The following is a 16,887-nucleotide window of genomic DNA, read 5'->3' as shown; positions in this document are numbered from 1 at the left end:
CCGCCGGCCCGGCCTTCGCACTTGCTTTGCCTTGCGGTCGCGCCAAAAAGCCCGGTTGAAGACTCGCAGATGTGCTTCAGCGGTAAGGATTGGCGCCAAGGAAGGGCGCGGAAAAAAGGGAGCCGGAAAAGAAAAATGGCCCAGAATCTCTTCTGAGCCATTTCCTTGAAACTGTGGTGCGGCTGGCAGGAATCGAACCCACGACCCCTTGGTTCGTAGCCAAGTACTCTATCCAGCTGAGCTACAGCCGCCCGAAGCACGCATTATAGCGGGACATCGGCAGATTGGGAAGGGCCTTGCCACGAATGCCCCGCCACAACGAAAAAGGCCAGATCTCGCGATCTGGCCTTCGTATTCGTGGTGCGGCTGGCAGGAATCGAACCCACGACCCCTTGGTTCGTAGCCAAGTACTCTATCCAGCTGAGCTACAGCCGCCCAAGGCAAGCATTATAACGGGGCATTGCCGGATTGGGAAGGGCCTTGCCGCGATTGCCGGTCCCGCAACGAAAAAGGCCAGATCTCGCGATCTGGCCTTCGTATTCGTGGTGCGGCTGGCAGGAATCGAACCCACGACCCCTTGGTTCGTAGCCAAGTACTCTATCCAGCTGAGCTACAGCCGCCCGAGCACGCATTATAGCCGGGCATGGCCGGATTGGGAAGGGACTTGCCGCGCATGCGCGTTTCATAACGAAAAAGGCCAGATCTCGCGATCTGGCCTTCATATTCGTGGTGCGGCTGGCAGGAATCGAACCCACGACCCCTTGGTTCGTAGCCAAGTACTCTATCCAGCTGAGCTACAGCCGCCCGAGCACGCATTATAGCAGCGGCAACGGCCTTGCGGAAGTCTTAATTTATCACAACATTTTTGGATCCTCTGGTAAATTAGTCGTTCTGCATCCGATGTGAAGATACTATGCTGGGCATTACCTTGCGCAAGGGCTGCTCCACCGCGGCGCGCTTCTCCCTGGCGGCAGTGCTGGCCATGCTGGCGCCGGGCGACATGGCAAACGCGGCCGCGCCGCGCAACTTGCACTTCGAGCGGGTATCGATCGAACACGGCCTGTCGCAGGGGTCGGTCCTGAACATCCTGCAGGACCGCCAGGGGTTCATGTGGTTCGGTACCCAGGCCGGCCTGAACCGCTACGACGGCTACCAGATGACCGTCTACGGCAACGACCCGCAAGACCCCGGCTCGCTCCCCGACAGCTTCATCAATGCTTCCTTCGAGGATGCCGAGGGGCGCCTCTGGTTCGGCACCAAGGGCGGCCTGGCGCGCTTCGATGCGGCATCCGGCAAGTTCGTGCGCCATGCGCTGGCCGATGCCGGTGCGCCTGCGAGCGGCAACCGCAGCGTCAACGCGATTACCGCCGACCGCCAGGGCATGCTCTGGCTCGCCACGAATGACGGCATCAAACGCTTCGACCCGGCCAGCGGCGCCTTTATCACGATCCGCCACCCCGGCCACCCCGGCCACGACGGCGTCCCTGGCGGCAACGCCGTCAGCGCGCTTGCCTTCGACGGCCACGGCGTGCTTTGGGCCGGCACGGCGCGCGGGGTGGCGCGCCTGGCGCCCGGCGCGCGGCAGATGGAACACTTCACCGCGCTTGATGCGGACCCGCGCCGCGCACGCATCAATGCGCTGTCGATGGGCCCGCGCGATACGCTCTGGATCGGCACCGACGCCGGGCTGGAAGCATGGGAAATCGGGGAAGCTAGGCCGCGCCGGCGCGCGATCGGCGCGCTTGACGGCGTCGGCGAAGTTCGTGTGGCTGCCTTGTATCACGACGCCGGCGGCACGCTCTGGGTCGGCACCGACCTCGATGGCGTGAAGTGGCGCGATCCGACCAGCGGGCGCTTCGTCTCCTACAGCAACCGGCCGCTCGACGCGCACAGCCTGTCCGACAACCAGGTGGGCGCGATCCGGATCGACCGCAGCGGCACGCTCTGGGTCGGCACGCGCTTTCGCGGTCTGTCGCGCACCGATCTGGCCAGCGGCGGCTTCTCGAATTTCAGCTACCGTCCCGAAGGCAGCTACCGGATCGGCTTCGAAAAGGCACGCGACGTCGCCGTGCGCGCCGACGGCAAGCTCTGGATCGGCAGCACCGGCGGCGGCCTGGTGCTGCTCGACCCGGACACCGGCGCCACCGTCCAGCTGCGCCACCAGGCGGGGCGCGCCGACACGCTCCCGAGCGACGTGATCCACAGCGTCTCGATCGTCGGCGACCGCCTGTATGTCGGCAGCGCCGGCGCGCTGGCCTGGAGCGACGTGGGCGGCGGGCGTTTTCACCAGGTCGCGCTGCCGGAACTGGGCATGGCCACCGTGCAGGACGTGCTGCGTACGCGCGACGGCGTGCTCTGGGTCCTCACGCGCGCGGGCCTGTACCAGCTCGACGACGACTTGCGGGTGCGCCAAACCTGGCGCCACGACCCGCGCAATCCGCAGGGAATCGGCGACAACGCCTTGTTCGCGATGGTCGAGGACGCGCAGGGCATCCTCTGGATCGGGACCGACAATGGCCTCGACCGGTTCGACCGGCGCAGCGGCGTCTTCACCCACTACCGCCACGATCCGCTCGACGCGGGCAGCCTGCGCCACAACCGCGTCTACAGCCTGACGCTGGGCGCGCGCGGCCAGCTCTGGGTCGGTACAGCCGGGGGCCTGCACCGGATGGACCGGGATGCCGCCGGCAAGACCGCATTTCATCCGGTGAAGCTGCGCGATGCGCGCGCGCCGCTGCCGATCGGCGCCGTGCTGGAAGACGGCCAGGGCCGCCTGTGGGCCAGCATGACCGACGGCATCAGCCGCTATGACCCCGCCACCGGCCAGTACAAGCACTACACGGCCAAGGATGGCCTGAACGAGGGGAGCTTCTTCGTCGCCTCGGCCGCGCGCGGACCCGACGGCCAGTTGCACTTCGGCGGCGTCAATGGCCTGGTCTCCTTCCTGCCCGGCGCGATCCGCGACAATCCTTTTCCTCCCGTGGTACGGATCACCGACTTCCTCGTCCTTAACAAGCCGCAGCGGCTCGCCACGCCGATCGACCGCACCCGCGCGATCACCCTGACGCAACGCGAATCGGTGTTTTCGTTCGAGTTCGCCGGCCTGCACTACGCGGCCCCCGCCAGCAACCGCTATGCCTACCAGCTCGAAGGCTTCGACGCCGGCTGGGTCGAGACCGATGCAAGCAGGCGCTATGCGACCTATACCAATCTCGATCCGGGCACCTATGTGTTCCGGGTCCGGGCCAGCAACAAGGACGGTGTCTGGAGCGAGGCCCCGGCTGCCGTGACGGTCACTATCACGCCGCCCTGGTGGAAGAACCCGTGGTTTCGCCTGGTGGCGCTGGCGGTGACCGGCGCGCTCCTTGCGGCCGGCTACCGCCTGCGTATCCGCGCGCTGGTGCAGCAAAAGGAGGTCCTCGAACGCGAGGTCGGCACCCGCACGGCCGAACTGGTGCTGCAGAAGGACGCGGCCGAACAGCGCAAGCGCGAGGCCGAGGAGCAGGGCGAGGCGGCCGACAGCGCGCGCCGCAACATCGCGCTGCTGTCCGATATCGGCCGGCGCCTGACCGCGAACCTCGACACCGAGGCGATCATGACCACGCTGCACGAGCACGTGCAGGTGTTGATGGATGCGCCGGTGTTCGCGGTCGCGGTGGCGCGGCCCGAGGGCACGCTGCTCGACTTCCCGTATGCGGTGGTGAACGGGCGTCGCCCGGTGCCCCTGACGCGCGACCGGCGCGACCCGGACCAGCTGGCCGCCTGGTGCATCGAGCACGGGCGCGAGGTCTTCATCAACGAGCTGTCGCTCGATGCCGCGCGTTACCTGCCGGGTGTCGATCCGGACGCGGTGGCGGCGGGCGCGCTGCCGTGCGAAGTGGACGCCGCCTGCGCCGGCGGGTTGCCGCAATCGTTGTTGTACGTGCCGGTGCTGGCCGGCCGGCGCGTGCTGGGCGCATTGAGCGTGCAGAGCTTCGCGCCGCGCGCCTACCAGCGCGTGCACCTCGACATGCTGCGCACGCTGGCGGCCTACGTCGGCGTCGCGCTCGACAATGCCCAGGCCTACCGCCAGTTGAAGGACGTGCAGGGCCAGCTGGCGGCGCAGGAAAAGCTTGCCTCGCTCGGTTCGCTCGTGGCCGGCGTCGCGCACGAACTGAATACCCCGATCGGCAACAGCCTGCTGATGGCCAGCACGCTGCACGAAAAAACGTCCGCCATCGCGCAGGCGCTCGAGACCTCGGCGCTGCGGCGCTCGGAACTGTCAAGCTATGTCGGCGCGGCGGGCGAGGCGTCGGAGCTGATCGTGCGCAGCCTGCACCAGGCAGCCGAACTGGTGAACAGCTTCCGCCAGGTCTCGGTCGACCAGGCCAGCGCCCAGCGCCGCTGCTTCGACCTGGCGCAGGCCTGCCAGGAAATCGCCGCCACCCTGATGAACAAGGTGCGCCTGGCCGGCCACACGCTCGAACTCGCGGTGCCCGGGGCGATCGCGATGGACAGTTATCCGGGGCCGTTCGGGCAGGTCCTGATCAACTTCGTCAACAACGCGCTGCTGCATGCATTCGACGGGCCGGGCGGCAGCATGCGCCTGTCGGCCGAACTGCGGGGCGAAGACTGGGTGCGCATCGCGTTCGCCGACGACGGCCGCGGCATCTCCCCGCTGCACCTGGCGCGCGTGTTCGACCCCTTCTTCACCACGCGCATGGGGCAGGGCGGCACCGGCCTGGGCCTGAACATCGCCCACACCATCGCCACCTCGCTCCTTGGCGGCACGATCCGGGTAGAGAGCGAGCCCGGCGGGGGCACCGTCTTCATCCTCGAACTGCCCCTGCGCGCGACCGGGACGCGGCCCCGGGGCGAGGAGCGCGCGGCGCACGCGTGAAGCGCGCCTGCCCTGTGATAGCATCGCTGGGTTCCTTGCCTCGTTGGCATCTCCGCACCCGTCCCAATGCCCAAATCGCTCCAGCTCGCACAGCCAGACACACAAGCGCCGTCCGCTGACCCCGACGTCGCCCCTGGGCCGGCGGGCCCGGACCCGACACCTGTCCGCTCCGCCGATCGGGGCCCGAGGCGATTGGGCACGGCGGTCTCGCTGTCCCTGCTCGCGCATGCACTGCTGCTCAGCGTCGCCGTGGGTGGCCAGGGGCTCGGCCTTCCCGGGCTGAGCTTGCCTTGGCAAGAGCGGCGCCTGGGCGCCGACGATTTGCGCATCGTGCTTGCGCCGGCGGCTCCCGCACCCGCCGCCACGGCCGACACGCCACCCGTCGCAGTTCAGAAACAGGCGGCGGAGCGCAGCGCGACGCCGATCACCATGCCGGCGCCCGCACCCGCGCCGATCCCTGCCAATCCCGCGCCGCCGCCAGCACCGGTCCTAGCCGCTGCAACAGCGGCGCAAGCGTCTGTAGCGGTGGTGGCGCCCAGCGCGCCCGCCGAAGTGAGCGAACTGCCTGAACCTGGCAAAACGAACGACGCGGCGCGGGAGCGGACCGAACAGGACAGGCGCGAGCAGGAACAGCAGAGTGCGCAGCGGCTGCGACAGATCGCGCTGGAGGCGGCGCGCCTGGATGCCGAACGACAGGAAGTGGACCGCCAGGACGCGCTGCGTCGCGCGGTAGTGCAGCAGGAACAGGCAAGAGAGCTCGAGCAGGCGCAACAAGTCGCCGCGCGACAGGAAGTGGAACGGGCCGAGGCCGCGCGCCAGGAAGTAGCCAAGCAAGAGGCAGCACGCCAGGAGGCAGCTAAGCAAGAGGCAGCAAGTCAGGAGTTAGCAAGGCAAGAGGCAGCACGCCAGGACGCATCAAGACAAGAAGCAGCACGCCAGGAAGTGGCGAGGCAAGAGACAGCACGCCAGGAGTTGGCGAGGCAAGAGGCAGCACGCCAGGAAATGGCGAGGCAAGAAGCAGCGCGCCAGGAAGTGGCGAGGCAAGAGGCAGCACGCCAGGACGTGGCGAGGCAAGAAACAGCAAGCCAGGAGTTAGCAAGGCAAGAGGCAGCACGCCAGGAAATGGCGAGGCAAGAAGCAGCGCGCCAGGACGCATCAAGGCAAGAAGCAGCACGCCAGGAGGCAAGCCGCCAGGACGCGGCAAGGCAAGAGGCGGCCCGGCAAGACGCAGCAAAGCAGGAGACGGCACGACAGGAACAGGCAAAAGGAGCGCAGGCGCAACGCGAGCGCGCCGCGCAGGAGGCGGAGCGCGAGGAACGCCTGCGCGCGATCGGCAAGCAGCTCAATCAGGAAGCCGCCCAGCGCGACGCCCCACCCACGACGCCCACGACCACCAGCCTGCGCCGCGGCTGGCTGTTCGGACGCGCCGATCCGAATGCCGACCTGGTCCTGTACGCGCAAGCCATGAGCCGCAAGATCGAAATGAACATGGCCTTCGACACGGTGCGCGAGGTCGTGAAGCAGCCGCACACCCAGCCGATCGTGACGGTGGCGATCCGTGCCGACGGCTCGGTCGAGAAGGTGACCTTCGTGGTTTCCAGCGGCGTGCCCGCGATCGACGAGGCGATACGGCAGGTCGTGAGCAGCCAGGCGCCCTACGGCGCGTTTCCGCCGGCGCTGGCACGCCAGTACGATGTGGTCGAAATTCGCCGTACATGGATTTTCGACATGGCGATCCGCTTGCAGTAAGGCTCACCCCACCAGATTGGTCGCGCGTCCGGCTTCCCACGCTTCGATGTTATCGACCAGCATATCGGCCAGCGTCTGCATCGCGCCGGCACTGGCCCAGGCCACGTGCGGCGTCAGGATGAAATTCGGCAGCCGCAGGCCCAGCAGCGGATTGCCCTGCGATGGAGGCTCCTTGCTGAGCACATCGAAGCCCGCGCCGCCGATCGTGCGCCGCATCAGCGCCTCGGCCAGCGCATCCTCGTCGACCAGGCCGCCGCGCGCGGTATTGATCAGGAGGGCGGTCGGCTTCATCAGGCCCAGTTCGCGCGCGCCGATCAGGTGGCGCGTGGCGTCGGTCAAGGGCAGGTGCAGGCTGATGACGTCCGACGTGGCGAGCAATTCGTCCAGCTCCAGCTGCGTCACGCCGGGTTCGTCGATCTTCGAGCGCGAGTTGGTGGCGATGCGCATGCCGAACGCCTGGCCGATCTGCGCCACGCGCCGGCCCAGGGCGCCGTAGCCGATGATGCCGAGCCGGCTGCCGGCCAGGTCGCCGATCGGGTGGTCGAGCAGGCAGAAGCGGTTCGAGCGCTCCCAGCGCCCGGCTTCCACGTCGGTGACATACGCGCGCAGGTTGCGGCGCAGGGCAAGCATCAGCGTGAAGCAGTGCTCCGGCACCGAAACGCCCGAATAATTGCGGATGTTGGCGACAAGGATGCCGCGCGCGCGGCAGGCGGCCAGGTCGACGTTGTCGGTGCCGGTGGCAGCCACCGCGACCATGCGCAGTTCCGGCAGCTGGTCGAGCGCCTCCGCATTCAACGGCACCTTGTTGGTGACGGCGATCGTCGCGCCGCGCAGGCGCTCGGCGACCTGGTCGGGCGCGGTGGCCGGGAAGTCCTGCCAGTCGTGGTCAAAAGCGGGACGCCTTACCTTGGCAAGCAAGCTGTCGCGGTCGAGGAAGACGATCTTGTGCATGGCGCGCTCCGTGAATGGGTGCGCATATTGTAGGGCATGCGCTTGATAAAGTTGGGAATCTGCTAAAAAACGGGCGAAAAAAAGACAGGGCGGACCCTGTCTTTTTTGGGCTATGGTGGGGCTCGAGCGGCCTGTAATTATTTGGTGCTGGTCGTGGTCGCATGCGCAGCGTGGGCGGCGGTATCGGCCTTGTGTTCGGCCTTCGCTTCCGCGGCGTCGGCTTTCGCTTCGGCCTTTTTCTTGCTGGCCTTCTTGACGGCCTTGGCCTTGTCCTTGGACGCGTCTGCTTTCGCTTCGGCAACGTCAGCCTTCGCTTCGGCCGAGGCCTTTTCTACCTTGGCATCGGCCTTCGCCACTTCCTTCGCTTCCTTGGCTTCTGCCTTGATGGCCGGGGTACTCGTCTGGGTGGCGGTGCTCTGGGCAAATGCCGAGGTAGCGAACAGGCCGGCAATCAGGGTAGCGACGATTTTGCTCATGGTGGTCATTCCTTAAGGAGTGGGAAATGTGTCGGAACCGATGCTCGGATTCCAGGTGCTGCTGTGCCCAATAACGCGGGCCGTACCGACAGGGTTGACGCGAATTACATCCCGTTACAATCCGCAGCCGCGTTCGCGACAGCGCACCCGGGAGCACGACCGTTAGCTGCCGTACAGTTCCCTGGAAAATCCCTGACTACACTGGCCCTACTGGAATAACGCAGGAGTTGTCATGCCCGACGCCCTCAAGCTCTACAAATCCAAACGCGATTTTTCGATCACCTCGGAACCCGCCGAAGGCGGCCAGGCGGGACAAGACGCGCTCACGTTCGTGATCCAGAAGCACTGGGCCAGCCGCTTGCACTACGACTTGCGGCTGGAGCTCGACGGCACCATGAAAAGCTGGGCCGTGCCGAAAGGCCCGAGCTACGACACCCACGACAAACGCATGGCCGTGCACGTCGAGGATCACCCGATTTCGTATGCCGATTTCGAGGGCACCATTCCCGAAAAACAGTATGGTGCGGGCAAGGTCATCATCTGGGACAAGGGCACCTGGGCGCCGGATGGCGATCCGGAAGAGGGCTATCGCAAGGGCAACCTGAAATTCGAACTGCGTGGCCACAAGATGCACGGCCGCTGGGTACTGGTGCGCATGAAGGGCCGCGGCGAAAAGCAGGAAGCCTGGCTCCTGATCAAGGAGAAAGACGAGCACACGCGTCCTGCCGAGGAGTTCTCGGTCGTCGACGAGATGCCCGACAGCGTCAAAGCGCTGCCGATGCCGGGTACGAACGAGAAGCTGCCGGCCAAGGTCAAGGTCAAGGTCAAGGCCAAGGCCAAGGTCAAGGGCAAGGCGACAGCCGCCGCGGCAGACGAGCAGCCGGCAGGCGTGGCGAAGAAGGGACGGGCCACGAAGGCCGGGAAAGCGGCCGCCCAGGCGAAGGACCCCGGCCTGCCCGAAGGGGCGATCGAGGCGCCGCCGCCGAAGGAGTTCGCCCCTGAACTGGCAACCCTGGTCGACAGCCCACCAGGCAACCCGGAAGAATGGGTGTTCGAGGTCAAGTTCGACGGTTACCGCATGCTCGCGCGCATCGAGAATGGCGAAGTGCGTCTCATCACGCGCAACAATAACGACTGGACCGACAAGCTGCGCCCGATTCAAGAGGAAATCGCGCGGCTAAAGCTCCCGGACGGCTGGTACGACGGCGAGATCGTCGTGCACGACGCCCACGGGCGGCCGAATTTCGGCATGCTGCAGCTCGCTTTCGACGGCAGCAATGGCGCCGACATCGTCTACTTCATCTTCGACGCGCCCTACCTCGGCGGCTACGACCTGCGCAAGGTGGCGCTGGTCGACCGGCGTGCGCTGCTCGAAGCGGCGCTGACCCAGGCGGAGGCGTCCGAGATGCTGCGCTTCTCCGCCGAGTTCGGCACCGATCCGGAAGGGCTGGTCGCCGCCGCCTGCAAGATCGGCCTGGAAGGCGTGATCGGCAAGCGCCGCGATTCGCATTATGTGTCGCGCCGCTCGCCCGACTGGATCAAGCTCAAATGCGGGCAGCGCCAGGAATTCGTGATCGCCGGCTATACCGACCCCAAGGGTTCGCGCACCGGCATCGGCTCGCTCCTGCTGGGCACCTACGATGGAGAGGGCGTGCTGCGCTACGCCGGCAATGTCGGCAGCGGGTTCAATGCAGAGAGCCTGCGCGACATTACCGCCAAACTGAAAGCGCTCGATACCGACGTCAGCCCGTTCCCGCCGCGCGCGGTCCCCGGGCGCAAGCACCACTGGGTCAAGCCCGAGCTGATCGCCGAAGTCAGCTTTTCGGAGTGGACCAGCGCCGGCGCGGTGCGCCACCCCGTATTCCAGGGCCTGCGCACCGACAAGCCGGCGCAAGGCATCACGCGTGAACTCCCAACCCCTGTCGAGGAAATCGAAACGAGTGACAAGGCTGAACCAGCATCGACCGGGTCGGGAACTTTCGAAGGCAAGCTGCCCGCCACCCTGAAGATCAGCAACGGCGACCGTGTCGTCGACGAAGAGAGCGGCGCCACCAAGATGGACGTGGTGCGCTATTACGCCCTGGTCGGCGAACTGATGATGGAACACTTGAAGGGCCGCCCGGTGTCGCTGGTGCGCGCGCCGTCGGGCATCAAGGGCGACCTGGTGTTCCAGAAGCACGCCGATATCAAGAAGCTGCCCGGCGTAAAGCACATGGACCAGGCGCTCGACCCGGCGCATCCGCCGATGCTCACGGTCGTTAACATCGCCGGCATCCTGTCGGCGGCGCAGTGGAACGCGCTCGAGTTCCACACCCAGAATGCATTCGGCAAGTCCTACGACAAACCCGACCGCATGATATTCGACCTCGATCCGGGCGAGGGCGCCGAGTGGCCGGCGATGCAGGAAGCGGCCCAGGTGATGCGCGCCTTCCTCGGGGAACTCGGCCTGCCGGCTTTTCTGAAGACAAGCGGCGGCAAGGGCCTGCACGTGGTGGTGCCGATCAAGGGCGGCAAGGACTGGGACACCGTCAAGGGCTTTTCGCAGGCCATCGTGAACCACCTGGCGACGACCTTCCCGGAGCGCTATTCGGCCAAGAGCGGCGCCAAGAACCGGGTCGGCAAAATCTTCATCGATTACCTGCGTAACGGCCAGGGCGCAACCACCGTCTGCGCCTGGTCGGCGCGCGCGCGCCCTGGCCTGGGCATCTCGGTGCCGCTCTCCTGGGACGAACTGAGCACCCTGAAGTCGAGCGACCAGTGGAGCGTCAAGAACGCGCATACGCGCCTGGACCAGGGCAACGATCCGTGGGAGGGGTATGCGAAGGCGGCCAAGACCCTGACGGTGGCGATGAAGCAGCTGGGGTATGCCGGGCCGGTGTAATCGGGCTTGAAAAGCAGGCGGCGGTCCAGGGCGTCTTTGGGAAAAACTATCAAGTACATAGATATATTTAATTTCTTCTATGCTTCAGTTGCGGATACGGTAACTATCCTTTATGAAACATTGATAGAAATAATCTATGAAACTGACATCTCCCGCCGCTGGCCGCGCTGCACTGTGCGCGCTGACCCTGGCCTCCGGCGTCATTGCCCTCTCGCAGGACGTCCAGGCCCAGACCCTGACCAAGGATAACGGCGCGCCGGTTGGCGACAACCAGAACAGCCAGACTGCCGGCGCCGGCGGTCCAACGCTGCTGCAGGACGTGCACCTGGTGCAAAAGCTGCAGCGTTTCGATCGCGAACGCATCCCGGAGCGCGTGGTGCACGCGACCGGTACCGGCGCCCATGGCGAATTCACCGCCACCGACGATCTGTCGGACCTGAGCAAGGCGAAGCTGTTCGCCAAGAACACCAGGACCCCGGTCTTCGTGCGTTTCTCGACCGTGATCCCGAGCCGTTCGGGCGCCGAGACGACGCGCGATCCGCGCGGTTTCGCCACCAAGTTCTATACCCAGGAAGGCAACTGGGACCTGGTGGGGAATAACCTGCCGATCTTCTTTATCCGGGACGCGATCAAGTTCCCGGACATGATCCACGCCCTGAAACCTTCGCCGATCTCGAACGTGCAGGAGCCTGAGCGTGTCTTCGACTTCTTCTCGCACGTGCCGGAAGCGACCCACATGCTGACCCGTGTGTATTCGAACTACGGCACCCCGGCGACCTACCGTGAAATGAACGGCAGCAGCGTTCACGCCCTCAAGCTGGTGAACGCGCGGGGCGACTATGTCTATGCCAAGTTTGCATGGAAGTCGCGCCAGGGCGAGCGCAACCTGCGTCCGCAAGACATTCCTGTGGTACAGGGCAAGAGCACCAGCCACGCCACCGTCGACCTGTACGGCGCCATCAATGCCGGCAAGTTCCCGCAGTGGGACCTGACGGTGCAGGTCATGAAACCGGAAGAATTGAGCAAGTTCGACTTCGATCCGCTGGACGCGACCAAGATCTGGCCGGGCATCCCGGAGCGCAAGGTCGGCACCATGGTCCTGAACAAGGTTCCGGAGAATTTCTTCGAGGCGACCGAGTAACCTGGTGCCGGGCATCGAAGCTTCGGAAGACCGGATGCTGCAAGGCCGCCTGTTCTCGTACGTCGATACCCAGCACCACCGCCTCGGCGCGAATTTCCAGTCGCTCCCGATCAACAAGCCGGTCGTGGCCGTCAACAACAACCATATCGATGGCGCATCCAGTACGGGCAACCGCAAGGGTCTGGTCAACTACGAGCCGAGCCGCCTGGCGCCCTTGAAGGAAGATGCGAACGCGCGCAGCAGCAAGCTGCCGCTGACCGGCAGCACCCAGCAGGAGCGCATCGCCCGGACCATGAACTTCCGCCAGGCAGGCGAGTTCTACCGTTCGCTGGGCGCGCAGGACCGTGACGACCTGATCGCCAACCTGTCGGGCGACCTCAAGCGTGTAACGAATGCGGACAGCCGCAACACCATGCTGTCGCACTTCTGGAAGGCCGATGCCGACTACGGCAAGCGCCTGGTTAAAGCGGTCGGCGGCGACGCGGGCAAGATCGCCGCGCTGGCCGCGTCATTGAAGGAGTAAGCGCCAAAAAAAAAGGCGCCGGGCTCAAGCCCTGGCGCCGTTTCTTTGCGGACCGCGCAGACCGCGCGGCCCGTCGCTTAGTCGAGCTTGCGTCCGAGGCAAGCATCGATGCGAATAAGCAAGTCGCGTAAAAAAGGCGCCGTGGAGACGGCGCCTGCGTGCGGCACAAACGTGCGTGCGCCTACGGTCAATAGCGGCGCGTGCCGGTCGTGCCGTTATAGGTCTGCTTGTTCATCTTTGCCTGGATTTTTTTCCAGATGAAACCTGCGATTGCCATCATGATCATCTTGCGCATAGAAACCTCCTTGTTGGTGGACGGCGACATGCCGTCCGGTTGAATGTATTTTGCTGCATTGCCGGCTGCACGATCTTAGCCCTGCGATTCGTTCTTGAAGATACCACGCACGTTCATGGCCATTAGCGCCACCTGCAGCGAAATCAGGGCCCAGGCTTCGTCATGCACGCCCCAGATGATCCACAGGACGTTACTGAGGATGAACATCCAGAATCCGAAGACGCGTTTTCCGGCTTTTTTCGAGCCGATCAGAAAGGCGGCGTACAGGCTGACCACCATCGCGGGCCACTGGAGGAAGTCGAGAAGTCCCTCCATCAGTCAGGCTGCCTTCCTGCGGCGAACGGGTGCCTTGGCTGCCGGGGCTGCGGCTTGGCTTGCCTTGGCCGCAGTGGCGCGCTTCGGCGCGGCCTTGGCGGCGACAGCCTCGCGGCTGGCGCTGCCTGTCTTGCTTGCGCGCGGCGCCGGTTTCTCGTCTTGGGCTTCCTCGCTCGGCTTGCGCGCGCGCTTCGGCGGTGGCGGTTCGTCGTCATCGTCGTCATCGCCCGCAGCCGCCTTGCCCGGCTTCTTGCCCAGGCTCGCCTGCAGCAGCGCTACCAGGTCGATCACATTCGTCGCCTTGGCCGGCTTCTGCTCCGGATCGGGCATCGTGATGGTCTTGGTCTGCTTGGCCTTGACCTTCTTCTCGATCAGGGCCATCACGTCTTCGCGGTAGCTGTCTTTGTACTGATCCGGCTCCCAGTCCTCGCTCATGCCCTCGACGAGGGCCATCGCCATATTCAGTTCCTTGTCGCTGATCGCGTTCTTCGCATTCTTCGCCGGGATCTTGAGTTCGCGCGGGTCGCGAATCTCGTCGGCATAGCGCAGGGTGTTCATGACGATCGTGTTGCCGACGCAGTGCAGTGCGGCGAGGTGCTGCTTGACGCGGATGACGACGTGGGCGATGCCGATCTTGCCGACTTTCTTCAGGGTGTCGCGCAGCAGCGCATACACCTTGTCGCCGCCCTTGCCCGGCGCGAGGTAATACGGCTGGTCGTAATACAGGAGCGGCACGTCGCCGGCGTCGACGAAGGCCAGGATGTCGATCGTCTGGCTCGCTTCCGGGTTGGCGCGGCGCAGGTCTTCGTCCGACAGCACGACGTATTCGCCCTCGGTGTATTCGTAGCCCTTGATGATGTCGTCCCAGCCGACTTCCTTCTGGGTGTTCTTGTTGTAGCGCTTGAAGCCGATCGGCGAAAAATCGCGCCGGTCCAGCATGTGCAGGTCGAGCCCCTTGTTGCTGGTTGCCGGATACATATCGACCGGGATGTGCACCAGCCCGAAGCTGATCGCACCTTTCCACATGCTGCGTGCCATTTGCGATTCTCCTTGTTGTTGTGTGCTTTATTCGCCGACGCTGCCCGTGACCGGCAGCACGATGCCGGTGATATAGCTCGAGCAGGCGTTCGACGCGAGGAACACATACGCCGGCGACAGTTCTTCCGGCTGGGCCGCGCGGCCGTAGGTGGTGCTCTCGCCGAAGTGGACGATCTTGTCCGGAGACTGGTCGGCCGGATTGAGCGGGGTCCAGACCGGGCCCGGGGCCACGCAGTTGACGCGAATGCCTTTATCGAGCAGGTTCGCCGCGAGCGACATCGTGAAGGCGTGGATCGCGCCTTTCGTGCTCGAATAGTCGAGCAGCAGCTTCGAACCCTTGATGCCCGTCACCGAGCCGGTGTTGATGATCGCCGCGCCGCGCTTCAGGTAGGGCAGGGCGGCCTTGGCCATGTGGAAGTAGCCGTAGATATTCGTGCGCATCGTCTCATCGAAGCGTTCTTCGGTGATGTCGAGGAGCGAGTCGGCATGCATCTGGAAGGCGGCGTTATTCACCAGCACGTCCAGTCGGCCCCACTGGCCGAACACCGCATCGACCGCCTGCTGGCAGAAGTCCATGTCCTTGACGTCGCCGGCAATCGTCACGCAGCGGCGGCCTTCGGCCTCGATGCAGCGCTGCGTCTCGGCGGCGTCTTCGTGTTCGTTCAGGTAAAGGATGGCCACGTCGGCGCCTTCGCGCGCGAACAGTACCGCCACCGCGCGCCCGATGCCGGAGTCGCCGCCGGTGACGATGGCCACGAGTCCCTCGAGCTTGCCGCTGCCCTTGTAGTTCTCGGCCATGAAGCGCGGTTTGACGTCCATCTGCGCTTCGAGGCCCGGTTTGGCCAGGTGCTGCCCGGGCATCGGCGGCACCGGCTGCTCGGCGCCGATCTGCACCGGCTTGCTGCCTTCCTCCGCTTTGCCGCTGGCATCGATCTGGTCCTGGCGGTTCTGAATCGCCTTCTGGTGGTTCGCTACATCGTCCTGGTTGGCCATCGCGCGCTTCCTTCCTTTGCATGTTCGAGACCGCTTCAGTATCGGGCGCACAATTCGGCGCGACGGTGCGCTCGCACACACAGGACGCCACTTCGCCTGTTCGGACAGGGCCATTTATGTCAAAATCAGCATCGTTATGTAACAAATATGCATGTCAAGGAGAAAACCATGCCCCAGCAGGTCGCGCCGCAAGGTCCAACTACCGGGTTGTTCGTCAACCCGGCGGCCGGGCGCCGTGCCGATTTCGAGGCCGCTTGCGGTGCCGAGTTCAGTACGCTGGCGCTGCTCGACAGTGCCGATGCCGCGTTGGCGAGCCCCGGCCTGGCGTCGAGCGACCTGCTCGTCATCGATCTCGACCATTTCGACCCCGAGCTCGACCATGCAGGCCTGGCGCGCCTGGTGGCGGCGCGCGCCGGCGCCCCGACCTTGATCCTGTGCCCGTTCGCGAATGCCCGCTGGCTGCGGGCCCTGATGGCCTGCGGCCCGGTCGAGTACGCGATCGCGCCACTTGGCGCCGACGCCCTGCGCGAGGCGATCCGCGCGCGTCTCGGGGGCGGACCGACGCCGGCCGCGCCGCCCAGCCAGCGCGAACAAGAGCTTGACGCGCTGCAGGCCTTGCGCGCGCGGGTGCGGCGCGCACTGGACGAAGGGGAAGAACTCGAGGGGCTGGCCGAGCGGCTGTGCCAGGTCCTGTGCAGCTGGCCGGGCGTGACCCATGCGGCGCTGTTCTACCTGCAGCCGGGGGGTGACCTCCAGCTGCAGGCGCAGAGTGGCGAGCGCAGCCTGAACCTGGCGAAGGTGCTGGGGCGCGCCGAGCGCCTGCTGCAGTCGCCGCTGCGGCACGCTTTTCCTGGCCTCCTGGCGGCGGCCGGGAATACGATCGCGCTGCTCGACGACCTGGACAAGGCGGGCGAGCCGGCGCTCAGCGAAGCATTGCGCGAACACGGCGTCAAGATGGTGCTGGCGCTGCCAATTCCGTCGAACGGTCCCGGCACGCCGCGCGGTTCGCTGTGCCTGCTGTTTCGCGAGGCGCGCAACTTTTCGCGCGACGAGCTCGATGCGCTGGCCGACATTGCCGACCTGGCGGCCGTCGGCTTGCGCATGGCCGACCTGAACCGCGAGAGCGAGGAGATGCTGGTGCGCGTGACCCACCTGTCGACGCTCGACGCGCTGACCGGCGTGGCGAACCGCCGCCACGGCGAAAGCCTGCTCGAACAAGAGATCAAGCGCGCGCGCCGCTACAAGCTGCCGCTGGCCCTGATCGCTTTCGATATCGACCGCTTCAAGGGCGTCAACGACCGCTATGGCCACCCGGTCGGCGACCTGGTACTGCGCGCAGTGGCCGACGCCGCCCAGAAGCTGGTGCGCGCCAGCGACGTGCTGGTACGTGCCGGCGGCGAGGAATTCCAGGTCATCGCGCCCCACACGAACGCCATCGACGGCCTGAAAGTGGCCGAGAAACTGCGCCTGGCGATCGAGGCGACCGCGATGCCGGGTGTCGACCAGGTCACCATCAGCCTCGGGGTGGCGCAGCTGGGCGAGCACGAGAGTGCCGATTCGCTGACGGTGCGGGTGAATGCTGCGCTGGGGCGGGCCAAGCGGGCGGGGCGCAATTGCGTTGAGCTGGCGATGGGGTGAGGGTGGTG

At 65.6% G+C, this 16,887-nt stretch carries 9 protein-coding genes, 4 tRNA genes and 1 pseudogene; 5 read left to right on the top strand and 9 right to left on the bottom strand.

Going from position 1 to position 16,887, the window contains the following annotated elements; translation table 11 throughout:
- Positions 1–174: 174 nt before the first annotated feature.
- The 4 genes from ACHAC9_RS17780 to ACHAC9_RS17765 form a co-directional block, all read right to left on the bottom strand.
- Positions 175–251: transfer RNA gene (locus ACHAC9_RS17780), tRNA-Arg, on the bottom strand.
- 107 nt (positions 252–358) lie between these two features.
- Positions 359–435 (bottom strand) — tRNA-Arg (locus ACHAC9_RS17775).
- 108 nt (positions 436–543) lie between these two features.
- A tRNA-Arg gene (locus ACHAC9_RS17770) sits at positions 544–620 on the bottom strand.
- A 107-nt stretch (positions 621–727) separates the two neighbouring features.
- Positions 728–804 (bottom strand) — tRNA-Arg (locus ACHAC9_RS17765).
- 109 nt (positions 805–913) lie between these two features.
- On the opposite strand from ACHAC9_RS17765, the gene ACHAC9_RS17760 reads away from it, so the two are divergent.
- Both ACHAC9_RS17760 and ACHAC9_RS17755 read left to right on the top strand, forming a co-directional pair.
- On the top strand, positions 914–4,879 hold the full coding sequence (locus tag ACHAC9_RS17760) for a sensor histidine kinase (RefSeq protein WP_435761787.1): 3,966 nt from the start codon (positions 914–916) through the stop codon (positions 4,877–4,879).
- 192 nt (positions 4,880–5,071) lie between these two features.
- On the top strand, positions 5,072–6,628 hold the full coding sequence (locus tag ACHAC9_RS17755) for a histone H1-like repetitive region-containing protein (protein WP_435761784.1): 1,557 nt from the start codon (positions 5,072–5,074) through the stop codon (positions 6,626–6,628).
- A gap of 3 nt (positions 6,629–6,631) precedes the next feature.
- Here ACHAC9_RS17755 and ACHAC9_RS17750 read toward each other — a convergent pair whose 3' ends face one another.
- Positions 6,632–7,579 carry a D-2-hydroxyacid dehydrogenase gene (locus ACHAC9_RS17750; protein WP_435761782.1) on the bottom strand — a complete coding sequence of 316 codons (948 nt, stop codon included), beginning with the start codon at positions 7,577–7,579 and terminating at the stop codon, positions 6,632–6,634.
- A 137-nt stretch (positions 7,580–7,716) separates the two neighbouring features.
- Complete coding sequence (locus ACHAC9_RS17745) at positions 7,717–8,055, bottom strand: hypothetical protein (protein WP_435761780.1); 339 nt, start codon at positions 8,053–8,055, stop codon at positions 7,717–7,719.
- A gap of 232 nt (positions 8,056–8,287) precedes the next feature.
- On the opposite strand from ACHAC9_RS17745, the gene ligD reads away from it, so the two are divergent.
- Both ligD and ACHAC9_RS17735 read left to right on the top strand, forming a co-directional pair.
- Positions 8,288–10,936 carry a DNA ligase D gene (gene ligD, locus ACHAC9_RS17740; RefSeq protein ID WP_435761778.1) on the top strand — a complete coding sequence of 883 codons (2,649 nt, stop codon included), beginning with the start codon at positions 8,288–8,290 and terminating at the stop codon, positions 10,934–10,936.
- Between the two features lie 136 nt (positions 10,937–11,072).
- A pseudogene (locus tag ACHAC9_RS17735) lies at positions 11,073–12,600 on the top strand (catalase).
- A gap of 370 nt (positions 12,601–12,970) precedes the next feature.
- Here ACHAC9_RS17735 and ACHAC9_RS17730 read toward each other — a convergent pair.
- Genes ACHAC9_RS17730 through ACHAC9_RS17720 form a run of 3 tightly spaced genes read right to left on the bottom strand, consistent with a single transcriptional unit; the run spans position 12,971 to position 15,241 of the window.
- Positions 12,971–13,210 (bottom strand): hypothetical protein, encoded by a 240-nt coding sequence (locus ACHAC9_RS17730; protein ID WP_435761775.1) that lies wholly within the window; start codon positions 13,208–13,210, stop codon positions 12,971–12,973.
- Between the two features lie 3 nt (positions 13,211–13,213).
- A complete protein-coding gene (locus ACHAC9_RS17725) occupies positions 13,214–14,248 on the bottom strand; it encodes a Ku protein (RefSeq protein ID WP_435761773.1) in 1,035 nt (344 codons plus the stop codon).
- Between the two features lie 27 nt (positions 14,249–14,275).
- A complete protein-coding gene (locus ACHAC9_RS17720; RefSeq protein WP_435761771.1) occupies positions 14,276–15,241 on the bottom strand; it encodes an SDR family oxidoreductase in 966 nt (321 codons plus the stop codon).
- Between the two features lie 168 nt (positions 15,242–15,409).
- Between ACHAC9_RS17720 and ACHAC9_RS17715 the strand changes: the two genes are divergently transcribed.
- Positions 15,410–16,879 (top strand): diguanylate cyclase, encoded by a 1,470-nt coding sequence (locus ACHAC9_RS17715; RefSeq protein ID WP_435761769.1) that lies wholly within the window; start codon positions 15,410–15,412, stop codon positions 16,877–16,879.
- Positions 16,880–16,887: the final 8 nt, after the last annotated feature.

This window comes from Massilia sp. CMS3.1 (genome assembly GCF_051262535.1).
In the GTDB taxonomy this organism is placed as follows: Bacteria; Pseudomonadota; Gammaproteobacteria; order Burkholderiales; family Burkholderiaceae_D; genus Telluria.
This window is presented reverse-complemented; position numbering and strand designations above follow the sequence as displayed.